Source organism: Gemmobacter fulvus (assembly GCF_018798885.1).
Lineage (GTDB): Bacteria > Pseudomonadota > Alphaproteobacteria > Rhodobacterales > Rhodobacteraceae > Gemmobacter > Gemmobacter fulvus.
This window is the reverse complement of the sequence record NZ_CP076361.1, coordinates 538,614-556,699: the sequence shown is the minus strand read 5'-3', so window position 1 is coordinate 556,699 and position 18,086 is coordinate 538,614. Positions and strand designations below refer to the sequence as shown.

The 18,086-nt window shown below is 64.3% G+C and carries 15 protein-coding genes; 8 read left to right on the top strand and 7 right to left on the bottom strand.

Annotated features, from left to right (window positions below):
- The first annotated feature begins 30 nt into the window (after positions 1–30).
- A complete protein-coding gene (locus KM031_RS02675) occupies positions 31–1,881 on the top strand; it encodes an ABCB family ABC transporter ATP-binding protein/permease (protein ID WP_215503024.1) in 1,851 nt (616 codons plus the stop codon).
- A gap of 3 nt (positions 1,882–1,884) precedes the next feature.
- Here the strand turns inward: KM031_RS02675 and KM031_RS02670 are convergent, their stop codons facing one another.
- Positions 1,885–2,799 carry a calcium-binding protein gene (locus KM031_RS02670; protein WP_215503023.1) on the bottom strand — a complete coding sequence of 305 codons (915 nt, stop codon included), beginning with the start codon at positions 2,797–2,799 and terminating at the stop codon, positions 1,885–1,887.
- A gap of 164 nt (positions 2,800–2,963) precedes the next feature.
- Between KM031_RS02670 and KM031_RS02665 the strand changes: the two genes are divergently transcribed.
- Genes KM031_RS02665 through der form a run of 3 tightly spaced genes read left to right on the top strand, consistent with a single transcriptional unit; the run spans position 2,964 to position 6,531 of the window.
- The gene (locus tag KM031_RS02665; RefSeq protein WP_215503022.1) at positions 2,964–3,611 is read left to right on the top strand and encodes a tetratricopeptide repeat protein; all 648 of its coding nucleotides are present in this window, start codon (positions 2,964–2,966) and stop codon (positions 3,609–3,611) included.
- A gap of 37 nt (positions 3,612–3,648) precedes the next feature.
- On the top strand, positions 3,649–4,995 hold the full coding sequence (locus tag KM031_RS02660) for an outer membrane protein assembly factor BamB family protein (RefSeq protein WP_260692096.1): 1,347 nt from the start codon (positions 3,649–3,651) through the stop codon (positions 4,993–4,995).
- 57 nt (positions 4,996–5,052) lie between these two features.
- Complete coding sequence (gene der, locus KM031_RS02655) at positions 5,053–6,531, top strand: ribosome biogenesis GTPase Der (protein WP_215503020.1); 1,479 nt, start codon at positions 5,053–5,055, stop codon at positions 6,529–6,531.
- Between the two features lie 96 nt (positions 6,532–6,627).
- On the opposite strand, the gene KM031_RS02650 is transcribed toward der, so the two are convergent.
- The 6 genes from KM031_RS02650 to miaA all read right to left on the bottom strand — a co-directional run bounded on the left by KM031_RS02650 (position 6,628) and on the right by miaA (position 14,915).
- Positions 6,628–8,712, bottom strand: coding sequence for a dipeptide ABC transporter ATP-binding protein (locus KM031_RS02650; protein WP_215503019.1), 2,085 nt, complete (start codon positions 8,710–8,712; stop codon positions 6,628–6,630).
- 93 nt (positions 8,713–8,805) lie between these two features.
- Positions 8,806–9,996: an ABC transporter permease gene (locus KM031_RS02645; RefSeq protein ID WP_215503018.1), complete on the bottom strand. Its 1,191-nt coding sequence runs from the start codon at positions 9,994–9,996 to the stop codon at positions 8,806–8,808.
- A 10-nt stretch (positions 9,997–10,006) separates the two neighbouring features.
- Positions 10,007–11,050 (bottom strand): ABC transporter permease, encoded by a 1,044-nt coding sequence (locus tag KM031_RS02640; protein ID WP_215503017.1) that lies wholly within the window; start codon positions 11,048–11,050, stop codon positions 10,007–10,009.
- 96 nt (positions 11,051–11,146) lie between these two features.
- Positions 11,147–12,793 (bottom strand): ABC transporter substrate-binding protein, encoded by a 1,647-nt coding sequence (locus KM031_RS02635; protein ID WP_215503016.1) that lies wholly within the window; start codon positions 12,791–12,793, stop codon positions 11,147–11,149.
- 257 nt (positions 12,794–13,050) lie between these two features.
- A complete protein-coding gene (locus KM031_RS02630; protein WP_215503015.1) occupies positions 13,051–13,848 on the bottom strand; it encodes an AraC family transcriptional regulator in 798 nt (265 codons plus the stop codon).
- Between the two features lie 191 nt (positions 13,849–14,039).
- Positions 14,040–14,915, bottom strand: coding sequence for a tRNA (adenosine(37)-N6)-dimethylallyltransferase MiaA (miaA, locus tag KM031_RS02625; protein WP_215503014.1), 876 nt, complete (start codon positions 14,913–14,915; stop codon positions 14,040–14,042).
- A 180-nt stretch (positions 14,916–15,095) separates the two neighbouring features.
- On the opposite strand from miaA, the gene pyrH reads away from it, so the two are divergent.
- From pyrH to KM031_RS02605, 4 genes are all read left to right on the top strand, one after another.
- The gene (gene pyrH, locus KM031_RS02620) at positions 15,096–15,830 is read left to right on the top strand and encodes a UMP kinase (RefSeq protein WP_215503013.1); all 735 of its coding nucleotides are present in this window, start codon (positions 15,096–15,098) and stop codon (positions 15,828–15,830) included.
- A 112-nt stretch (positions 15,831–15,942) separates the two neighbouring features.
- A complete protein-coding gene (gene frr / locus KM031_RS02615) occupies positions 15,943–16,509 on the top strand; it encodes a ribosome recycling factor (protein WP_215503012.1) in 567 nt (188 codons plus the stop codon).
- Between the two features lie 30 nt (positions 16,510–16,539).
- On the top strand, positions 16,540–17,292 hold the full coding sequence (gene uppS / locus KM031_RS02610; RefSeq protein ID WP_260692095.1) for a polyprenyl diphosphate synthase: 753 nt from the start codon (positions 16,540–16,542) through the stop codon (positions 17,290–17,292).
- Positions 17,289–18,086: a phosphatidate cytidylyltransferase gene (locus KM031_RS02605; protein ID WP_215503011.1), complete on the top strand. Its 798-nt coding sequence runs from the start codon at positions 17,289–17,291 to the stop codon at positions 18,084–18,086. The genes uppS and KM031_RS02605 overlap by 4 nt, the downstream gene beginning before the upstream one ends.

Sequence of the window (18,086 nt, the reverse complement as noted above, 5' to 3'; positions counted from 1 at the left end):
ATCAACGCCTAAGGGGCAAGGAAAGAGACAATGCCACCCGTCATCCCCGCCAACCGTCCGACCCCCGCCGAGCCGCCGTCGACCAGCGGCATGGTCACCATCCGCCGCGTGCTGCCCTATCTCTGGCCAAAGGGCGAGACTTGGGTGAAGCGCCGGGTTGTGCTGGCCATGCTGATGCTGCTGATGGCCAAGATCGTCTCGGTGTCGACGCCCTTCTTCTACAAACAGGCGGTGGATGCGCTTGCAGGCGATGCGCCGTCGCCCGCAACGCTGCTGGGCCTGACGGCGGTGGGGCTGACCGTGGCCTATGGCATCGCGCGGCTGGGGGCGGTGGCCTTTGGCGAATTGCGCGATGCGGTGTTCGTGCGGGTGGGGCAGCGCGCCCTGCGCAAGCTGGCGCTGGAAACCTTTACCCATATTCACCAATTGTCGCTGCGCTATCACATCAGCCGCAAGACCGGCGGGTTGAGCCGGATCATCGAACGCGGGGTGAAGGGCGTCGATTTCCTGCTGCGCTTCATGCTGTTTTCCATCGGGCCGCTGATCCTAGAACTGAGCATGGTCTCGGTGCTGTTTGCGGTGCTGTTTGGCTGGCAATACATGGCGGTCGTGGTGATCACGATTGCGCTTTATGTGACCTTCACCTTCAAGATCACCGAATGGCGCGTGCAGATCCGACGTCAGATGAACGATCAGGATACCGACGCGAACCAGAAGGCGATCGACAGCCTGCTGAACTTTGAAACCGTGCGCTATTTCGGTGCGGCCAGCCGCGAGGCGGCGCGTTATGACCGCGCGATGGAAGGGTATGAGTCGGCGGCGGTGAAAACCGGGCAATCGCTCAGCTTTCTGAACGCGGGGCAGGCGCTGATCATCACCACCGGGCTGGTGATCGTGATGGTGATGGCGGCGCAGGGCGTGCAGGCCGGGCTGCTGACAGTCGGCGATTTCGTCATGGTCAATGCCTATATGATCCAGATCACCATGCCGCTGAACTTTCTGGGCACGGTCTACCGCGAAATCCGGCAGGCGCTGGTCGACATGGGGCAGATGTTCGGCCTGCTGATGCAACCGGCCGAAATCACCGACAAGCCGGGAGCAACGCGGCTGAAGGTCAGCGGCGGCCATGTGCGATTCGAGGATGTGCGCTTTGCCTATGATGCAGAGCGCCCGATCCTGAAAGGCATCACACTGGATGTGCCCGCCGGGCAGACAGTGGCGCTGGTCGGCCCGTCCGGGTCGGGCAAATCCACCATTGGCCGGTTGCTGTTCCGCTTTTACGATGTGACGGCGGGGGCGGTGACGATTGACGGGCAGGACATCCGCAACATCACCCAAAACAGTCTGCACGCGCAGATCGGCGTGGTGCCGCAGGATACGGTGCTGTTCAACGACACGATCTATTACAACATCGCCTATGGCCGCCCCGAGGCCAGCCGCGCCGAGGTCGAAGGGGCCGCGCGTGCCGCCAAGATCCATGAGTTCATTCTGTCCTTGCCGGATGGCTATGACACCACGGTGGGTGAGCGCGGCCTGAAACTGTCGGGCGGTGAAAAGCAGCGGGTGGGCATTGCGCGCACGCTGTTGAAGAACCCGCCGATCCTGCTTTTGGACGAAGCCACCTCGGCGCTGGACACCCAGACCGAAAGCGACATTCAGGCATCCTTGCGGGAAATGGGGCAGGGCCGCACCGTCATCACCATTGCGCACCGGCTGTCGACCATTGCCGATGCCGATCAGATCGTGGTGCTGGATGGCGGCGTGATCGTGGAACGGGGGCGGCACGAGGATCTTCTGGCCAATGGCGGGCGTTATGCCGCCATGTGGGCCATGCAGGCCTCGGATGAGGATGAGCCGCCCCTGGCGCGCGCGGGCGCCTGACGCTCAGCTGTCGCTGGCGGCCACGAGGCGGATCTGCTCGGCCGTCAGCTCTTGCCCGCCGGTGATCTGCGCGACCACCGTGCCGTTGAAACTGATCAGCCCCGCCGTGCCGTCCTCGCTGGGGCTGACGCTGATTTCTGGCGCGATTTCATTCCCTTCGGCGTCGAAGCTGGGCTGATAATGCAGTTCCAACGCATCGCCCGCGCCGAAGTCGTTCACCTGCGTCACCGCGTCCAGATCCTCGCGCGTGTGGTCCAGCTGGAAGGTGTCATCGCCTGCGCCGCCGATGCCATGATCGCCCGCCCCGAGGAACAGCGTGTCATCGCCCTCGCCGCCATCCAGCGTATCGACGCCGTCAATGACGTTGCTGTTGCGCGAGGTGCCCAGATCCTCGGCCAGACCCGACAGATAGTCATCCCCCGCGCCGCCAAACACCTCATCCGCGCCGCTGCCGCCCAGCAGGGTATCATCGCCCGCCCCGCCATAGAGCGTGTCGTCATTGCTGTTGCCGTCCAGTTCGTCATTGTCCTCGCCGCCGAACAGCAGATCATTGCCGGTGCCGCCATCCAGCGTGTCGCTGCCCGTGCCCCCCAGCGCGATGTCATTGCCTTCGCGCATATAGGCAAAATCATCGCCTGCGCCCGCATTGAGGTAATCCGACCCTTCGGATCCATCCAGCGTGTCATTGCCCGCATCCAGAAACCACGCCAGCGCGCGGTCGTCCTCGCCTGCGGCCAGATCATCATCGCCCGTCGTACCATCCACCCGCCCGGTATAGGCTTCGGGATCATACAGCGGGTTTTCCGGGTCTGTCGGATTGGGGCCATTGTCGTCGTCGCTGCCCGATCCGAACAGATCGAAGTCGATGCTGAGGAACAGCACGAACATCATCAGATAGCTTGCGGTATAAAGATCCATGGTCTGCCCGGCAGGATTGTTGGCGTTTGCACCAGTAATCTTCCGTGAATGTGGTTAATTATTGGCGAAATCTGCGCGGAATGATGCCGCTTCTGCCGGGGGAGCAGGGCTTGGCAAGGGCTTGGCCTTGCGTGTAAGACAAAGGAAAGAATGGGAGAGACCCTTTGAGCAACCCCGAAAGTTTCATTGACGAGGTCACAGACGAAGTGCGCCGCGACAAGCTGTTTGCCGCGTTCCGCAAATATGGCTGGATCGGGATTGCGCTGGTGGTGCTGACGGTCGGCGGCGCGGCCTTTAACGAATGGCACAAGGCAAGCCAGCGGGATGCGGCGCGCGCCTTCGGCGATGCGCTGCTGGCAGGGATGGAGGCCGAAACGCCCGAAGCCCGCCGCACGGCTCTGGCGGCGGTCCCGGCCTCGGGCGAAAAGGCGGCGGTGCTGAACCTGCTGCTCGCCTCGGACCCGGTCGAGGATCGGGCGGCCACGCTTGCGGCGCTTGAGGCTGTGGCGCAGGATGCCACGCTGCCCGATCTGTGGCGCGATCTGGCGACGCTGCGCCGGGTGATCGTGCAGGGCACCGAGGCCCCGCTGGCCGAGCGCCGCGCCGCACTGGAGCCGCTGGCCCAGCCGGGGCGCAGCTTCCGCCCGCTGGCCGCCGAACAGCTTGCCTATCTGCTGGTCGAGGAAGGCAAAACCGCCGAGGCGATCACCGCCCTTCAGGCGCTGGTTGCCGATCAGGAGGCCCCTGGGGGCTTGCGCAGCCGCGCTTCGCAGATGATTGTGGCCCTTGGGGGCGAACTCGCGCAGGGCTGAGCCCTTTGGCGTGTAAAGTGGAACGGGAGTGCCTAGCGTGACGCTGCTCAAATCTGCGGTCTCCAGCCTTGCGCTGTTCAGCCTGCTTGCCGCCTGTGAAAAGGAAGTCATCCTGCCCGGAGAGCGGTTCAACGCCCGCGCGCCGCTGGAAGACAGCCTGCCCACCGAAGCGCGGCCCGCGCCGGTGGATAGCACGGGCAAGATTGCCAATGTCTCGGTGCCGATTGCCCTGCCTGCGGCGCAGGCCAATGCCGAATGGTCGCATCGGGCGGGCAATATCCGCCACATGCCGCCGCATGGCAGCCTGAGCGCCGCCCCGCAGCGGATCTGGAGCGCGCCGATCGGCACCGGCAACAGCCGCCGCAACCGCATTTCCGCCGCGCCGGTGGTGGGCGAGGGGCGGATCTATACGCTGGATGCGCGGGTGGGCCTGCATGCCACCGCGCTGAACGGCACGCCGCTCTGGGGCACCGATCTGACCCCGGCGGGCGACCGTGCCAGCGAAATCTCGGGCGGTGGTCTGGCCTATGGCGCGGGCCGGGTATTTGTGGCCACGGCCTATGGCGAGCTGATCGCGGTGGAACCGGCCTCGGGCAAGGTGCTGTGGCGGCAGACGCTGGGCGCCGCCGTCGCGGGCGCGCCTGCGGTCGAGGGCAATACCGTCTATGTCGTCGGGCGTGACAGCTCGGCCTGGGCTGTTGATGTGGCCGATGGCAAGGTGCGCTGGCAGATGCCGGGCACGCAGGGCGTGCCGGGGATGGTCGGTTCCTCCGCGCCTGCGGTCACTGAAACCTCGGTGCTGCTGCCGCTTGTGTCGGGGCAACTGGTCTCGGTGCTGAAGACCGGCGGCATCCAGACCTGGGCGGCGGATATCGTCGGGCAGCGGCTGGGCCGGGGGTATGGCAATATCACCGATATCACCGGCGATCCGGTGGTGGCGGGCGGGCTGATCTATGTCGGCAATGCCAGCGGGCGCACCTATGCGCTGTCGTCCTCGTCGGGCGAGCCGGTCTGGACTGCGCCCGAAGGCGCGATGGGGCCGCTGCTGCCGGTGGGCAATTCGGTGTTTCTGGTGAATGACGAGGCGCGGCTGGTGCGGCTGGATGCGGCCACCGGGGCGGCGCTCTGGTCGGTGCCGATGCCCTATTTCGATACGGCCAAGGTGAACAAACGCAAGGCGATCACCGCGCATTACGGGCCGGTTCTGGCGGGCGGGCGTATTGCCGTGGCCTCGGGCGACGGGCTGTTGCGCTTCTTCTCGCCCACCGATGGCACGCTGACCGCCACGGCGCAGATCCCGGGCGGCGCTGCGGCGCAACCGGCGCTGGCGGGGGGCATGTTGCTGGTCGTGGGCGGCGATGGGCAACTTCACGCTTTCCGTTGAGCCATTCCCCGTGTATGGCAGGCGGCTTGACGTATTGACGCGCCCCCGGAGGGCAATATGACCTTTACACTCGCCATCGTGGGCCGACCCAATGTCGGCAAATCGACGCTTTTCAACCGGCTTGTCGGCCGCAAGCTTGCGCTGGTCGATGACCAGCCGGGCGTCACGCGCGATCTGCGCGAAGGCGATGCCAAGCTGTTCGACATGCGGTTCACCGTCATCGACACGGCGGGGCTGGAGGAAGTGACCGATGACAGCCTGCAAGGGCGGATGCGGCGGCTGACCGAACGCGCGGTGGATATGGCCGATATCTGCCTGTTCCTGATCGACGGGCGGGTGGGCGTCACCTCCTCGGATGAGGTGTTTGCCGATATTCTGCGCCGCAAGGGTGCGAAGGTGATCCTCGGCGTGAACAAGGCCGAAGGCCGGGCCGGGGACGGTGGTGCGATCGAGGCCTGGAGCCTTGGCCTTGGCGAACCCGTGCGGCTATCTGCCGAACATGGCGAGGGCATGGACGACCTTTACCACATCTTGCGCCCGATGGCCGATGGCTATGCCGAACGCGCGGCCCTGGATGCGCCGATTGTCGATGTGGATATTTCGGAAGAAGAGGCCGAAGAAGAGGCCGATCTGGAGGCGCACAAGCCGACCCTGGCCAAACCGTTGCAAATCGCGGTGATCGGGCGGCCCAATGCCGGAAAATCGACGCTGATCAACAAGATCCTCGGCTATGACCGGCTGCTGACCGGGCCGGAAGCGGGGATCACCCGCGATGCGATTTCGGTGCGCAGCGAATGGCTGGGCACGCCGACGCGGATATTTGACACCGCCGGGATGCGCAAGAAGGCCCGGATCAGCGACAAGCTGGAAAAGCTGTCGGTGGCCGATGGAATCCGCGCCGTGCGCTTTGCCGAAGTGGTGGTGGTGCTGCTGGACGTGGAAATTCCGTTCGAGGTGCAGGATCTGCGCATCGCGGATTTTGCCGAAACCGAAGGCCGCGCCGTGGTGGTGGCGATCAACAAATGGGATCTTGAGGACGAAAAGCAGGAAAAGCTGGCCGAACTCAAGGAAATGTTCGAACGCCTGCTGCCGCAGTTGCGCGGCGCGCCGATGATCACCGTCTCGGCCAAGACCGGGCGTGGGCTGGACCGGCTGCATGCGGCCATCCTGAAGGCACATGATGTCTGGAACCGCCGGATCCCGACCGCGCGGCTGAACAGCTGGCTGGGCGCGATGACCGAGGCGCACCCGCCACCGGCCCCGGGCGGCCGCCGCATCAAGCTTCGCTACATGACGCAGGTGAAAACCCGCCCACCGGGTTTCATCGTGATGTGCTCGCACCCCGACATGATGCCGGAAAGCTATAAACGCTATCTCGTCAATGGCTTGCGCGATCACTTTGACATGCCGGGCACGCCGATCCGCGTGACCTTCCGCGGGCAGGGCGACAAGAACCCGTTCCGCGAACGCAAGTTCCATACGCCGTCCCGGCTGCGCAAGCACAAGGCCTCCAAAGACCCCGATCAGCGGTGGTAACACATCCTTGGTGTTAAGGAAAAAAAGCCCGCATCCAGGATGCGGGCTTTTGCCTTCGGCGAGGATATTTTTGCCAAGATGAATGGCAGGGTGGCGTTATTCGGCGGCGATCTTGATCACCGGCTCCATCCGGGCAAAGACCTCGGCGGGCAGGTGGCATTTGATCTGATGGCCGCCCGCCAGATCGCGCATCGGCGGCACCTCGCGGTCACAGAGCCCGCCCGGCACCTGTGATTTCCAGCGGCAGCGGGTCTGGAACGGGCAGCCGGGGGGCGGGTTCATCGCCGAAGGAATATCGCCCTCCAGCACGATGCGCTGTTTCTTGACGCGTGTATCGGCAATCGGCACCGCCGACAGCAGGGCTTCGGTATAGGGGTGGTAGGGCGGCTGGAACACCTGATCGGTGCTGCCGAGTTCGACCACATGGCCGAGATACATCACCATCACCCGGTCGCTGAGATAGCGCACAATTGACAGATCATGGCTGATGAACAGCAGAGTCGTGCCGTTTTCGCGTTGGATATCCATCAGCAGATCGGTGACGGCGGCCTGCACCGAGACATCGAGGGCGGAGACGGGTTCGTCCGCCACCACGATTTTGGCCCCGCCGGCAAAGGCGCGGGCGATGCCGACGCGCTGCTTCTGCCCGCCCGACAGCTGGCGCGGCATCCGTTCGGCAAAGGCGCGTGGCAGTTTCACCAGATCGAGCAGTTCCAGCATGCGGTTGCGGCGTTCGGCATCCGAGCTGCCCTGACCGAAGATCTCCAGCGCGCGGATGATCTGACGGCCCACCGACATCGAGGGGTTGAGCGTGTCGAACGGGTTCTGGAACACCATCTGCACGCCCGAGACCGTATCGACATTGCGCTTTTCGATCGGCGTGTTCTGGATGTCGCGGTCATAGAGCATGATCTTGCCGGAGGTCGCGGTTTCCAGCCCCATCAGCACCTTGGCAAAGGTGGATTTGCCGCAGCCGGATTCGCCGACGATGGCCAGGGTTTCGCCCGCGCGGGCCTCGAAGCTGAGGGTTTCATTGGCCTTGACCACCTTCTTGGCGCCGCCGCCGAACAGGCCGCCGCCCGAAACCTCGTAATATTTGCGCAGATCCTCCATGCGCAGCACCACCTCGCCCACCGGGGTTTTGGCATGGGTCTTGCGGGCGGCGATGGGGGCGTGCCAGTCGATTTCGGCAAAGCGCAGGCAGCGGCTGTCATGGCGGTGGCCTTCGGGCACCGGCAGCATCGGAATATCGCCCGCATTGCAGCGGCCTTCGACGAAATAGTCGCAGCGCGGCCCGAAATTGCAGCCTTTGGGCCGTTCATGCGGTAGCGGGAAATTGCCGGGAATCGCCACCAGCGGATGCGCGTTCTTGTCGGCCCCCGGCAGCGGGATCGAGCGGAACAGCGCCTGCGTATAGGGGTGGCGCATGGTATCGAACACCTCGGCCACCGCACCCGTTTCCACCGCCTCGCCGGAATACATCACGGTGATCCGGTCGCAGACCTCAAGCACCAGACCGAGGTTGTGGCTGATGAACAGCATGGAGGTGCCATATTTTTCGCCCAGATCCTTCACCAGATCGACGATGCCCGCCTCGACCGTCACATCGAGCGCGGTGGTGGGTTCATCGAGGATCAGCAGCGCGGGTTTCGACATCAGGGCCATGGCGATGACGATGCGCTGTTGCTGGCCGCCCGAGAGCTGATGCGGATAGGCGTGCAGGATGCGGTCAGGGTCGGGCAGGCGCACATCGGCCACGATCTGCCGGGCCAGCGCCCAGGCGGCGTCTTTTGCCATGCCCTGATGGATCATCGGCACTTCGGCCAGTTGCGCGCCGATCTTCATCGCCGGGTTCAGCGAGGCCATCGGCTCCTGATAGATCATCGCGATTTCTGAGCCGCGGATCTGGCGCAGCCCGTCTTCCGACATGGTGGTAAGATCGCGGCCCTTGAACTTGATCGTGCCGCCGACGATCCGGCCATTCTTGCCCAGATCTCGCATCACCGCGAGGGCCACGGTGGATTTGCCACAGCCGGATTCACCGACAAGGCCCATCGCCTCGCCGGGCAGCACGGTGCAGGAAAAATCCATCACCGCCGGAATTTCGCGCAGGCGCGTGAAAAAGGAGATCGAGAGATTCTCGATTTCAAGGATCGGGTCGGTGGGGTTCCAGTCGGCCATGGCTGTCTCGCTTGCTGGCGGTGGACCGGGGGCTGTCTGCCCCCGGACCCCCGAGGAATATTTGGGCCAAGATGAAAGGCAGGTGGCCGGGGGTTAATCCTTCATGCTTTCTTCCCGCAGGCCATCGGCCAGAAGGTTGAGGCCCAAGACCAGGCTCATCAGCGCCAGGGCCGGAACAACGGCGGCATGGGGGAATTGTGACAGCAGCTTGCGCCCGGCATTGATGGTGGAACCCCAGTCGGGGCTTTCCGGGCTGACGCCGAGGCCGAAGAAGCCCAGCGTGCCGAGCAGGATGGTTGTATACCCGATGCGCAGGCAGAAATCGACGATCAGGGGGCCGCGCGCATTGGGCAGGATTTCCCACAGCATGATATACCAGGGGCCTTCGCCGCGGGTCTGGCCTGCGGCGACGTAATCGCGGGATTTGATGTCCATCACGATGCCGCGCACGATGCGGAACACGGTGGGCGCGTTGACGAAGACCACCGAGACAAAGACGTTGAGCAGGTTCGGCTCCATCGCCCAGAGGCCGGTCGGATCGGCACCGAAGGCAAGGCCGGCGTAGATCCACAGGCCGATGGCGAGCGTGATGCCGACATAGAGGTTGCGCTGGCGCGGATTGGTGAAGAAGCGCGAATTCCACAGGATCGAGAAGAATACGATGGGAAAGGCGAATAGCACCGCCGCCATCACATTGGGGATCGAGGCGCGCCAGCCCGCGATCAGCGGGCCGGTGTTCTGGATCTCGGGCGTGACCAGCAGGTAGAACATCAGGATGACCGGGAAGGCCAGCACCAGATTGGCGGCAAAGCTGAGCGCGGTGTCGAGCCGCCCGCCGAAATAACCCGCAGGCAGGCCGAGCGTGATGCCGACCATGAAGGCAAAGGCGGTGGCGGCAGGCGCGATGGACAGCACGGAGCGCGCGCCCATCACCACGCGCGAGAACACGTCGCGCGCCAGATTGTCGCCGCCCAGCAGGTAATGGGCAAACAGCCCCTCGGCCTGGGTTTTGAGTGGCGTGCCGGGCAGGGCGTTTTTCATGCCCGACACCTGCGACAGCGGATCATGGGTGATGATCAGATCGGCCAGCAGGGCGGTGAACACCCAGAACATGACGATGCCGAAGCCCATCATGCCGACCGGGCTGTCGAACAGTTTGCCGTAAAGGCCAAGGCGGCGTTTGAAGGTGATGGACAGCGCGAAGGTGAGCGCCAGCGCGCCCCAGACGGGCAGAAACTGCATCGCCATCGCTGTGAAGATCTGGAGCCAGCTCAGAGTTTCCATCTGTGCCTCCTTATGACAGACGGATGCGCGGGTTCAGCCAAGCATAGCCGATATCCGACATCAGCTGCGTGACCAGCACCACCACCACGGCGACGACGGAACATCCCAACAGCAACTCGATGTCGTTATTGCCTGCGGCTTGCACCAGCGTCCACCCGAAGCCTTTGTAATTGAACAGGGTTTCCACGATCACCACGCCGTTCAGCAGCCAGGGGAACTGCAGCATGATGACGGTGAAGGGCGCGATCAGCGCGTTGCGCAGGGCGTGGCGGATCACCACATCGCGGAAGCGCACGCCTTTCAGCCGCGCGGTGCGGATATATTGCGCCGTCATCACCTCGGTCATGGAGGCGCGGGTCATGCGGGCGATATAGCCGATGCCATATAGTGCGATGGTGAGCACCGGCAGGAAGAAATTCTCGAAGGTGATATCGTCCATCGCGGTGGCGGCAGAGCCCTTGAACCATTTCAGCCCGGTGACGGAGGAGGCGAAAATGGTGATCAACAGCACGCCCGACACATATTCCGGTGTGGCGGTGGTGGCGATGGAGACGGTCGACAGCGATCTGTCGAGTTTCGAGCCTTCGCGCATCCCGGCCAGAATGCCGATCAGCAGGGCCACCGGCACCATCAGCGCCATGACCGAGGCCATGAGCCAGCCGGTCAGACCGAGCCGGGTGGCGATGATCTGCGAGACCGAGTCCTTGAATACATTCGACCAGCCCCAATAGCCCTGCAACACGCCGCAGAAGCGGGGGGCGGCAGCGGGGTCGCTGCCATGGGGGATACAGCGGCCGGTCACGGTTTCGCCCTCGGTCCGGCGCCAGCCCGGCACCGCGCCCAGCCATTCGCCATAGCGTCGCAGCAGCGGTTGCGCGTAGCCGTTCTTTTCCAGCCAGCTGACGACTTCGGCATCCGAAATCCGCGAGCCTGCCTGGGATTTGGCAATCTTTTCAAGGTTGGGGGGCAGGTTGGTCAGCGCAAAGACGATGAAGGTCAGGCACAGCGCCGTGGCGATCATGGTCAGCAGGCGACGAAACAGAAATCGGGCCATGGGGCGTCAGGCCTTTCCGATGGACAGGCGGCAAAAGCGGGGGGTCCGCTGCGGAAGCAGGGGCGCGCCTGCGCGCGCCCCGCCGGAATGCGGCACTCAGGCCGTCATCCACCATTTGTAGTGATGGTGTTCAAACGTCGGGTGCATCTCTGCGCCCTTCACCTTTTCCGTGGTGTGGCGGAACAGCGACCGCCAGAACGGCTGAATCAGCACGCCCTGTTCCTGCATGATCTGTTCCAGCCGGACCATGACCTCGCGGCGTTTGTCGGCATCGTTGATCGCCAGAGCCTCGGCCAGTTTGGTGTCGAACTCTTCATTGGCGAAGGCGGTCTCGTTCCAGGCCACGCCGGATTTATAGGCCAGTTGCAAGATCTGCACGCCGAGCGGACGCATGTTCCATTCGGTCGCCGAGAATGGGTATTTCAGCCAGTCGTTCCAGAAGGTCGAGCCGGGCAGGATGGTGCGCTTGATCTTGATGCCCGCATCGCGGATCTGGGCCGCAACTGCGTCGCAGCTGGCCGATTGCCAGTTGTCATCGAGCGAGATCAGCTCGAATTCCGTATCGGCATGGCCTGCGGCCTCGATTGCGGCCTTGGCGGCAGCGGGGTCGACCGTCAGCGGCGGCAGTTCGGCATATTCCGGGTGGATCGGGCAGACATGGTGGTTTTCGGCCACCTGACCCAGACCGGCATACCCGAGTTCCAGCACGACCTTGTTGTCGACGGCGAGTTGCAGCGCCTTGCGCACCTCGACATTGTCATAGGGGGCTGCGGCGTGGTGGAAGCGGATCGCCAGCGTGCCTGCGGTGATCGCTTCGGATTTGCCCCAGCCCAGCCCGTCAAATACCGAGACGAAATCGCCTTCGGTGCGGTAGGTCGCGTCAATCTCGCCCGATTCCGCGGCGGCCACGACGGCGGCAGGATCGGTACCGTAATCAATATACTCGATCCGGTCGAGATAGGCGCCGGTGCCCCACCAGGTGTGATTGGCGTTTTTCACCAGAACCTGCTTCACGCCCACTTCGTTGGTTTCGGGCAGATAGGGGCCGGTGCCGATCGGATTGGCAACCGGGTCGCCATTGTCATAGGTCTTGTGCACCACGGCGGCGGGGTAATCGGCAAAACCCGCGATCAGCGAGATGTCGGGCGCGGGCAGCGTGACCTTCACGGTATGGCTGTCGACCACGGTCACGGCACCGGGTTTCAGCGCCTTGGTGGCCTCGTCGACCAGCCCGCCCATGCGTGCGGCCATCGAGTTGCCCTCGACCCCGGCTTCGCACCAGCGGGTGATGTTGTGCAGCACATCCTCGGCAGTGAAATCATCGCCATTGTTCCACTTCACACCCTTGCGCACATTCAGGGTGTATTCGGTGGCATTGTCATTCGCGGTCCAGCTTTCCAGCAGGCGGCCTTCGAAGGTGCCGTCGGTGTTGTACTGCACCAGATATTCCAGCCAGCCGCGCCCGAAATTGCCCAACTCCGACCAATCCCAGGTGCGCGGATCCTTCATCGCGCGGGTTTCCATGTTCATGCGCAGCGTGCCGCCCATGACCGGGGTTTCCTGCGCCAGGGCCGGGGTGGGCACGGTCAGCCCGAGTAGGCCGTAGGCCGCCGTCGCGCTGACGCCAAGCGCCGTGGTGCGGGTGAGAAATTCGCGGCGGCTCAGCGTGCCTGCGCGCACTTCCTCGGCATAGGCCGGGGCTGCGTGGTGCAGAGGGGCTGGCTGCGGTGTTGTGTGGATCATCTTCAACTCCCTGACAGTTATCATTGGTGCGTCTCTGTCGCAGCGCAGATACCCGGCAGACACCTGGCAGTCGCCACAACGGAAGTCTCACCTGCTTATTGCGCATTGTTTTCGCCGTTGCGTCAACGCCTCGTTTCGGCACTTCAAGGTCGGTTTGCGACAAATTCGCGTGGGGTTCGGACAGGATCACGGAAAAACCGCCGGGATTGCCCGGCGGTTTGCGATATTTTCTCCGTTAAAGCGGAAAGCGACAGGGATCAGGGGGCTCGGCGGAAGGCCGAGGGCGATTTGCCGACCTGATGCTGAAAGGCGCGGGTGAAATAGGCAGGCGAGGTAAAGCCCAGACTGCCCGCAATCAGCCCCACCGGCAGATCGGTTTCCGACAGAAGGCGGCGCGCCTCAAAGATCAGCCGGTCATGCAGCAGGGCGCTGGCAGGGCGGTTGCAGGCCTGTTTGCAGCAGCGCGTCAGATGCGTCGGCGTCACGCCAAGGCTAGCCGCGAATTCGGCGACACCCATGCCCGAGCGGAACTCCTGCTCCAGCAGCGTGGTGTAGCGCGCGACCAGACGGCGCGCCGCATCGGGCTTTTGCACATCCGGCGCGGCCTTCGCGATTTGCCGTTCCAGCCAGACGCTCAGCAACCCAAGGTAATGCCGGGTGGCGCGGTCATGTGCCGGGCTGTCGCTGTCCATCTCGCGCTGGATCGCGTCCAGCGTGATGTTCAGTTCTTGCGCCACAAAAGTTTCGCGGATGCGCAGGTGATGCGGCTCCTTGGGCAGGGTCACCTTGCTGTCGCGCCCGAAAAACACGGCTGTACCAAAGACTTGCGGCCCGACCTCGAAGCCGTGCATCACGCCGGGCGGAATGAAGATGGCGTTGTTGGCGGTATAGCCGCGCGTCTGGCCCGCCAGCGTGATGCGGCCCTGACCCTTGGTGAACCACAGCAGGCAGGGTTCGGAATAGGCGCGCATCGCCTCCACCCGCCAGCGTCCGCCAGCGGCAAGGCGCGGAATGGCCACAAGGCGAAGTTGTGCAAGGGCGCTGAGGTCATCCATGGGCTTTTGTCTTTCCGGCAGGTCTGTCTTGGGAACGGCGGGCACTGGCACAGATGCGAACCGGCCCAGATAACCAGTCCCTGCGCCAAGACCCAAGCAAAAAGATGGCACAGGCAAGAACTTGTCGCGGCGTTGCAAAATTACGATGAAAATCCAGCCATATCCTGTGGATAAGTGCCTGTCTTCATGTGCTAAGGCAACATGATCGGCGTCCAGTCGCGCATCCGGTTGCGCAGCCAGGTGCGCTGGCGCTTGGCATATTGCCGCGAAGCCAGCTTGGCGCGTTCTGTCGCCTCGGCCAATGTGATCTCGCCGCGCAGATGCGCGATCAGCTCGGGCGCGCCGATGGCCCGGGCCGAGGGGCGCAGCGGCTGCCAGTGCGGCAGCTCGGCCCGCGCCTCGTCCAGCGCGCCTGCCGCCATCATCTGATCAAAGCGCAGATCGATTCGCGTGTTCAGCCAGCCGGGATCGGGGCGCAGCACCAGCGCGGCACAATCGGCGCGCGGCAACAGCGGGGCGGGCGTATCGGCCTGCCAGTCGGCCAGACCGCGCCCGGTGCTGTGCAGCACCTCCCAGGCGCGCTGCACCCGCGCCAGATTGTGCAGATCGGTGCGGGCGCGGGTGGCCGGATCGAGTGCGGCCACCATCGCCGCCGGATCACTCTGGCGCAGGTCATCGGCGCGGGCGCGCACGTCGGCCGGAATATCGGGGATTTCGGCCAGCCCTTCGGTCAGCGCGGCAAAATAGAGGCCGGTGCCGCCGACGATGATCGGGCGCTGCCCTTCGGCCAGCACCGTCTGCACCTCGCGCAGCCAATGGCCCACCGAATAGGGCTGATCCCGCCCGATATGGCCATAAAGCCGGTGCGGGGCCTGCGCCATTTCGGTGGCCGAGGGCCGCGCGGTCAGCAGATGCCAGCAGCCATAGACCTGAAGCGCATCGGCATTGATCACCACACCGCCCTGCGCCTGCGAAATCGCCAGCGCCAGCCCGGATTTGCCCGAGGCGGTCGGCCCGGCGATCAGCACCGGCTGCGTGGCGGACAGGCCGTTCACCAGAGTGTGCATCTGATCCTCTTTCATCCCGACCCGAATCCCCCTCTGCGCGCGCCGTCTGCCAACAGCGCCACGCGCGCTGCATCCCCGGTTGAACCCGCCGCCGTTTTCCGACATTTTGCGCGCCAGCGAAATCGCAAAACCAATCCGTCACCTGATACGCCACCCAGATAAACACAAGGGATCAACCCGATGACCTCCGACACCTCGCATCCGCCCGTGAAATACAGCCGTGTCATGCTGAAGATCTCGGGGGAGGCACTGATGGGGGATCAGGGATACGGGCTGCACCCGCCGACGGTGGCCCGCATCGCCGAGGAAGTGAAATCGGTGCGCGATCTGGGCGTCGAGATCTGCATGGTGATCGGCGGCGGCAATATCTTCCGCGGTCTGGCCGGATCGGCGCAGGGCATGGAACGCACCACCGCCGATTACATGGGCATGTTGGCGACGGTGATGAATGCGCTGGCCATGCAATCGGCGCTGGAGGCAATCGGCGTCTTCACCCGGGTGATCAGCGCGATTCCGATGGATCAGGTCTGCGAGCCCTATATCCGCCGCCGCGCCGTGCGCCATCTGGAAAAGAAGCGCGTCTGCATCTTTGCCGCGGGCACCGGCAACCCCTATTTCACCACCGATACCGCCGCGACGCTGCGCGCCAATGAAATGGCCTGCGAGGCGATCTTCAAGGGTACCAAGGTGGATGGCGTCTATGACAAAGACCCGAAAAAACACGCCGATGCCAAGCGCTATGACAATGTGACCTATGACGAGGTGCTGCAAAAGCATCTGGGCGTGATGGATGCCAGCGCCATTGCCCTTGCGCGCGACAATGATCTGCCGATCATCGTGTTTTCGCTGGACGAACCGGGCGGCTTCCGTGGCATTCTCGCCGGGCAGGGCACCTATACCCGCGTTCAGGGCTGAGCAATATCCCGCGTAGGCTGCGTGACTTCACGCATCCTCCACTATACCCATGCGCACAGCCTGCTGATATAGAGGCGAAAAGGTGCCTGCGCCGAACTGATGAGGACAACCCATGTCGCAAGACGATCTCGACATTGACCTTGATGCGATCCAGCGCCGCATGGATGGCGCGATGACCGCTCTGAAAACCGAATTCGCGTCGCTGCGCACCGGTCGGGCCTCGGCCTCCATCGTGGAGCCGATCCAGGTCGATGCTTATGGCCAGATGACGCCGATCAACCAGCTGGGCACCGTCAACGTGCCAGAGCCGCGCATGGTGGTGATCAACGTCTGGGACAAGGGCATGATCAGCAAGGTGGAAAAGGCGATCCGCGAAAGCGGCATCGGCATCAACCCGGTCACCGACGGGCCGCTGATCCGCCTGCCGATCCCCGAGCTGAACGAGGAACGTCGGCGCGAGCTGACCAAGGTTGCCGCGCAATATGCCGAAAGTGCGAAGGTTGCGATCCGCAACGTGCGCCGCGACGGCATGGACCAGATCAAGAAAGCCAAGGCCAATGGCATGGGCGAAGACGATCAGAAGATGTGGTCCGAAGAGGTGCAGGAGCTGACCGACAAGGCGATTGCCGCCGTCGACAAGGCGCTTGAAGCCAAGCAACAGGAAATCATGCAGGTCTGAGACCTGCCGCCAGCCGCAAAGGGGCAGCATTTGGCCGCCACCCACACGCCCGCGACACCCGCCCCCGCCTCTGGCGGCAAACAGGTGGAGCATGTGGCCATCATCATGGATGGCAATGGCCGCTGGGCCACCAACCGCGGCTGGCCGCGCCTTGTGGGCCATCGCAAGGGCGCCGAGCGGGTCAAGCAGATCGTGCGCTCTGCGCCCGATATCGGCATCCGCTGGCTGACCATCTATGCGTTTTCGACCGAAAACTGGAAGCGCAGCACCGAAGAGGTGCTGGGCCTGATGTCGATCTTCGCGCGGTATATCGAACGCGAGGCGGATCGTCTGGCGGCGGAATCGGTGCGGATGCGCTTCATCGGCGACCGCTCGCGGCTGGACCCCAAGCTGCAAAAGCTGATGGCGGGGATCGAGGCGCGGACGGCGGGTTATACCCGTCTGAACCTGACTGTGGCCATCAACTATGGGGGCCGCGACGAGATTGCGCGTGCCACCCGGCGCATGGCGCAGGCGGTGGCCGAGGGCCGGCTTGCCCCCGCCGAGATCACCGATGCGACGATTTCCTCTTACCTCGATACCGCCGATCTGCCCGACCCGGATCTGATCATCCGCACCTCGGGCGAGACGCGCACCTCGAACTTCCTGCCCTGGCAGGCGGCCTATGCCGAGTATGAGTTCACCCAGACGCTCTGGCCCGATTTCAGCCCTGAAGAGCTGGCGCAGATCGTGGGCCGGTTCGGCAACCGCGAACGCCGCTTCGGTGGGGTTCTGGGCGCATGAGCGGGGCCGCCTCGGTCCGGTGGAGCGATCTGCGCGCGCGGGCCCTGTCGGCTGTCGTGATGCTGACGCTGGGGGCGGTGGAGATCTGGCTGGGCGGCTGGCCCTTTGCGGTGCTGGTGCTGATCGTGACCGGGCTGATGGTCTGGGAACTGGCACGGATGACCGATGCCGAAGGCGCGCTGCCCGCGGTCGGGCTGGGGGTGCTGGCGGGGCTGGCCTTGCTGGCGGTGCATCTGATGTCGGGCGTCTGGGGGCTGGCGCTGTTGCTGCTGCCCGCCGGGATGGGGGCCGCATGGCCCCGGCGCGACCGGGCGGTGTTTGCCGCCTATGCGCTGCTGATCATGGCCACCGGCTATGGGCTGATCACGCTGCGCGACAGTTTCGGCATCACCATCATCCTGTGGCTGGTTCTGGTGGTCGTGATCTCTGATGTGATGGGTTATTTTGCCGGGCGTATCCTGGGCGGGCCGAAGTTCTGGCCGAAGGTCAGTCCGAAGAAAACATGGTCGGGCACTGTGGCGGGCTGGATCGGGGCGGCGCTGGTCGGGCTTGCCTTCGTGGTTGCCGGGCAGGGCGAGGCCGGTCTGATCTGGCTGTCGCCGCTGGTGGCCTTTGCCGGACAGCTGGGCGACATCGCCGAAAGCGCGATCAAGCGGCGGGCCGGGGTCAAGGACAGCTCCAACCTCATTCCCGGCCATGGCGGGGTGCTGGACCGCTTTGACGCGCTGGCCGCCGCCGTGGTGCTGGTGGTGATCCTTGCGCATGTGACCGTGCTGCCCTTCGGGGGACTCTGA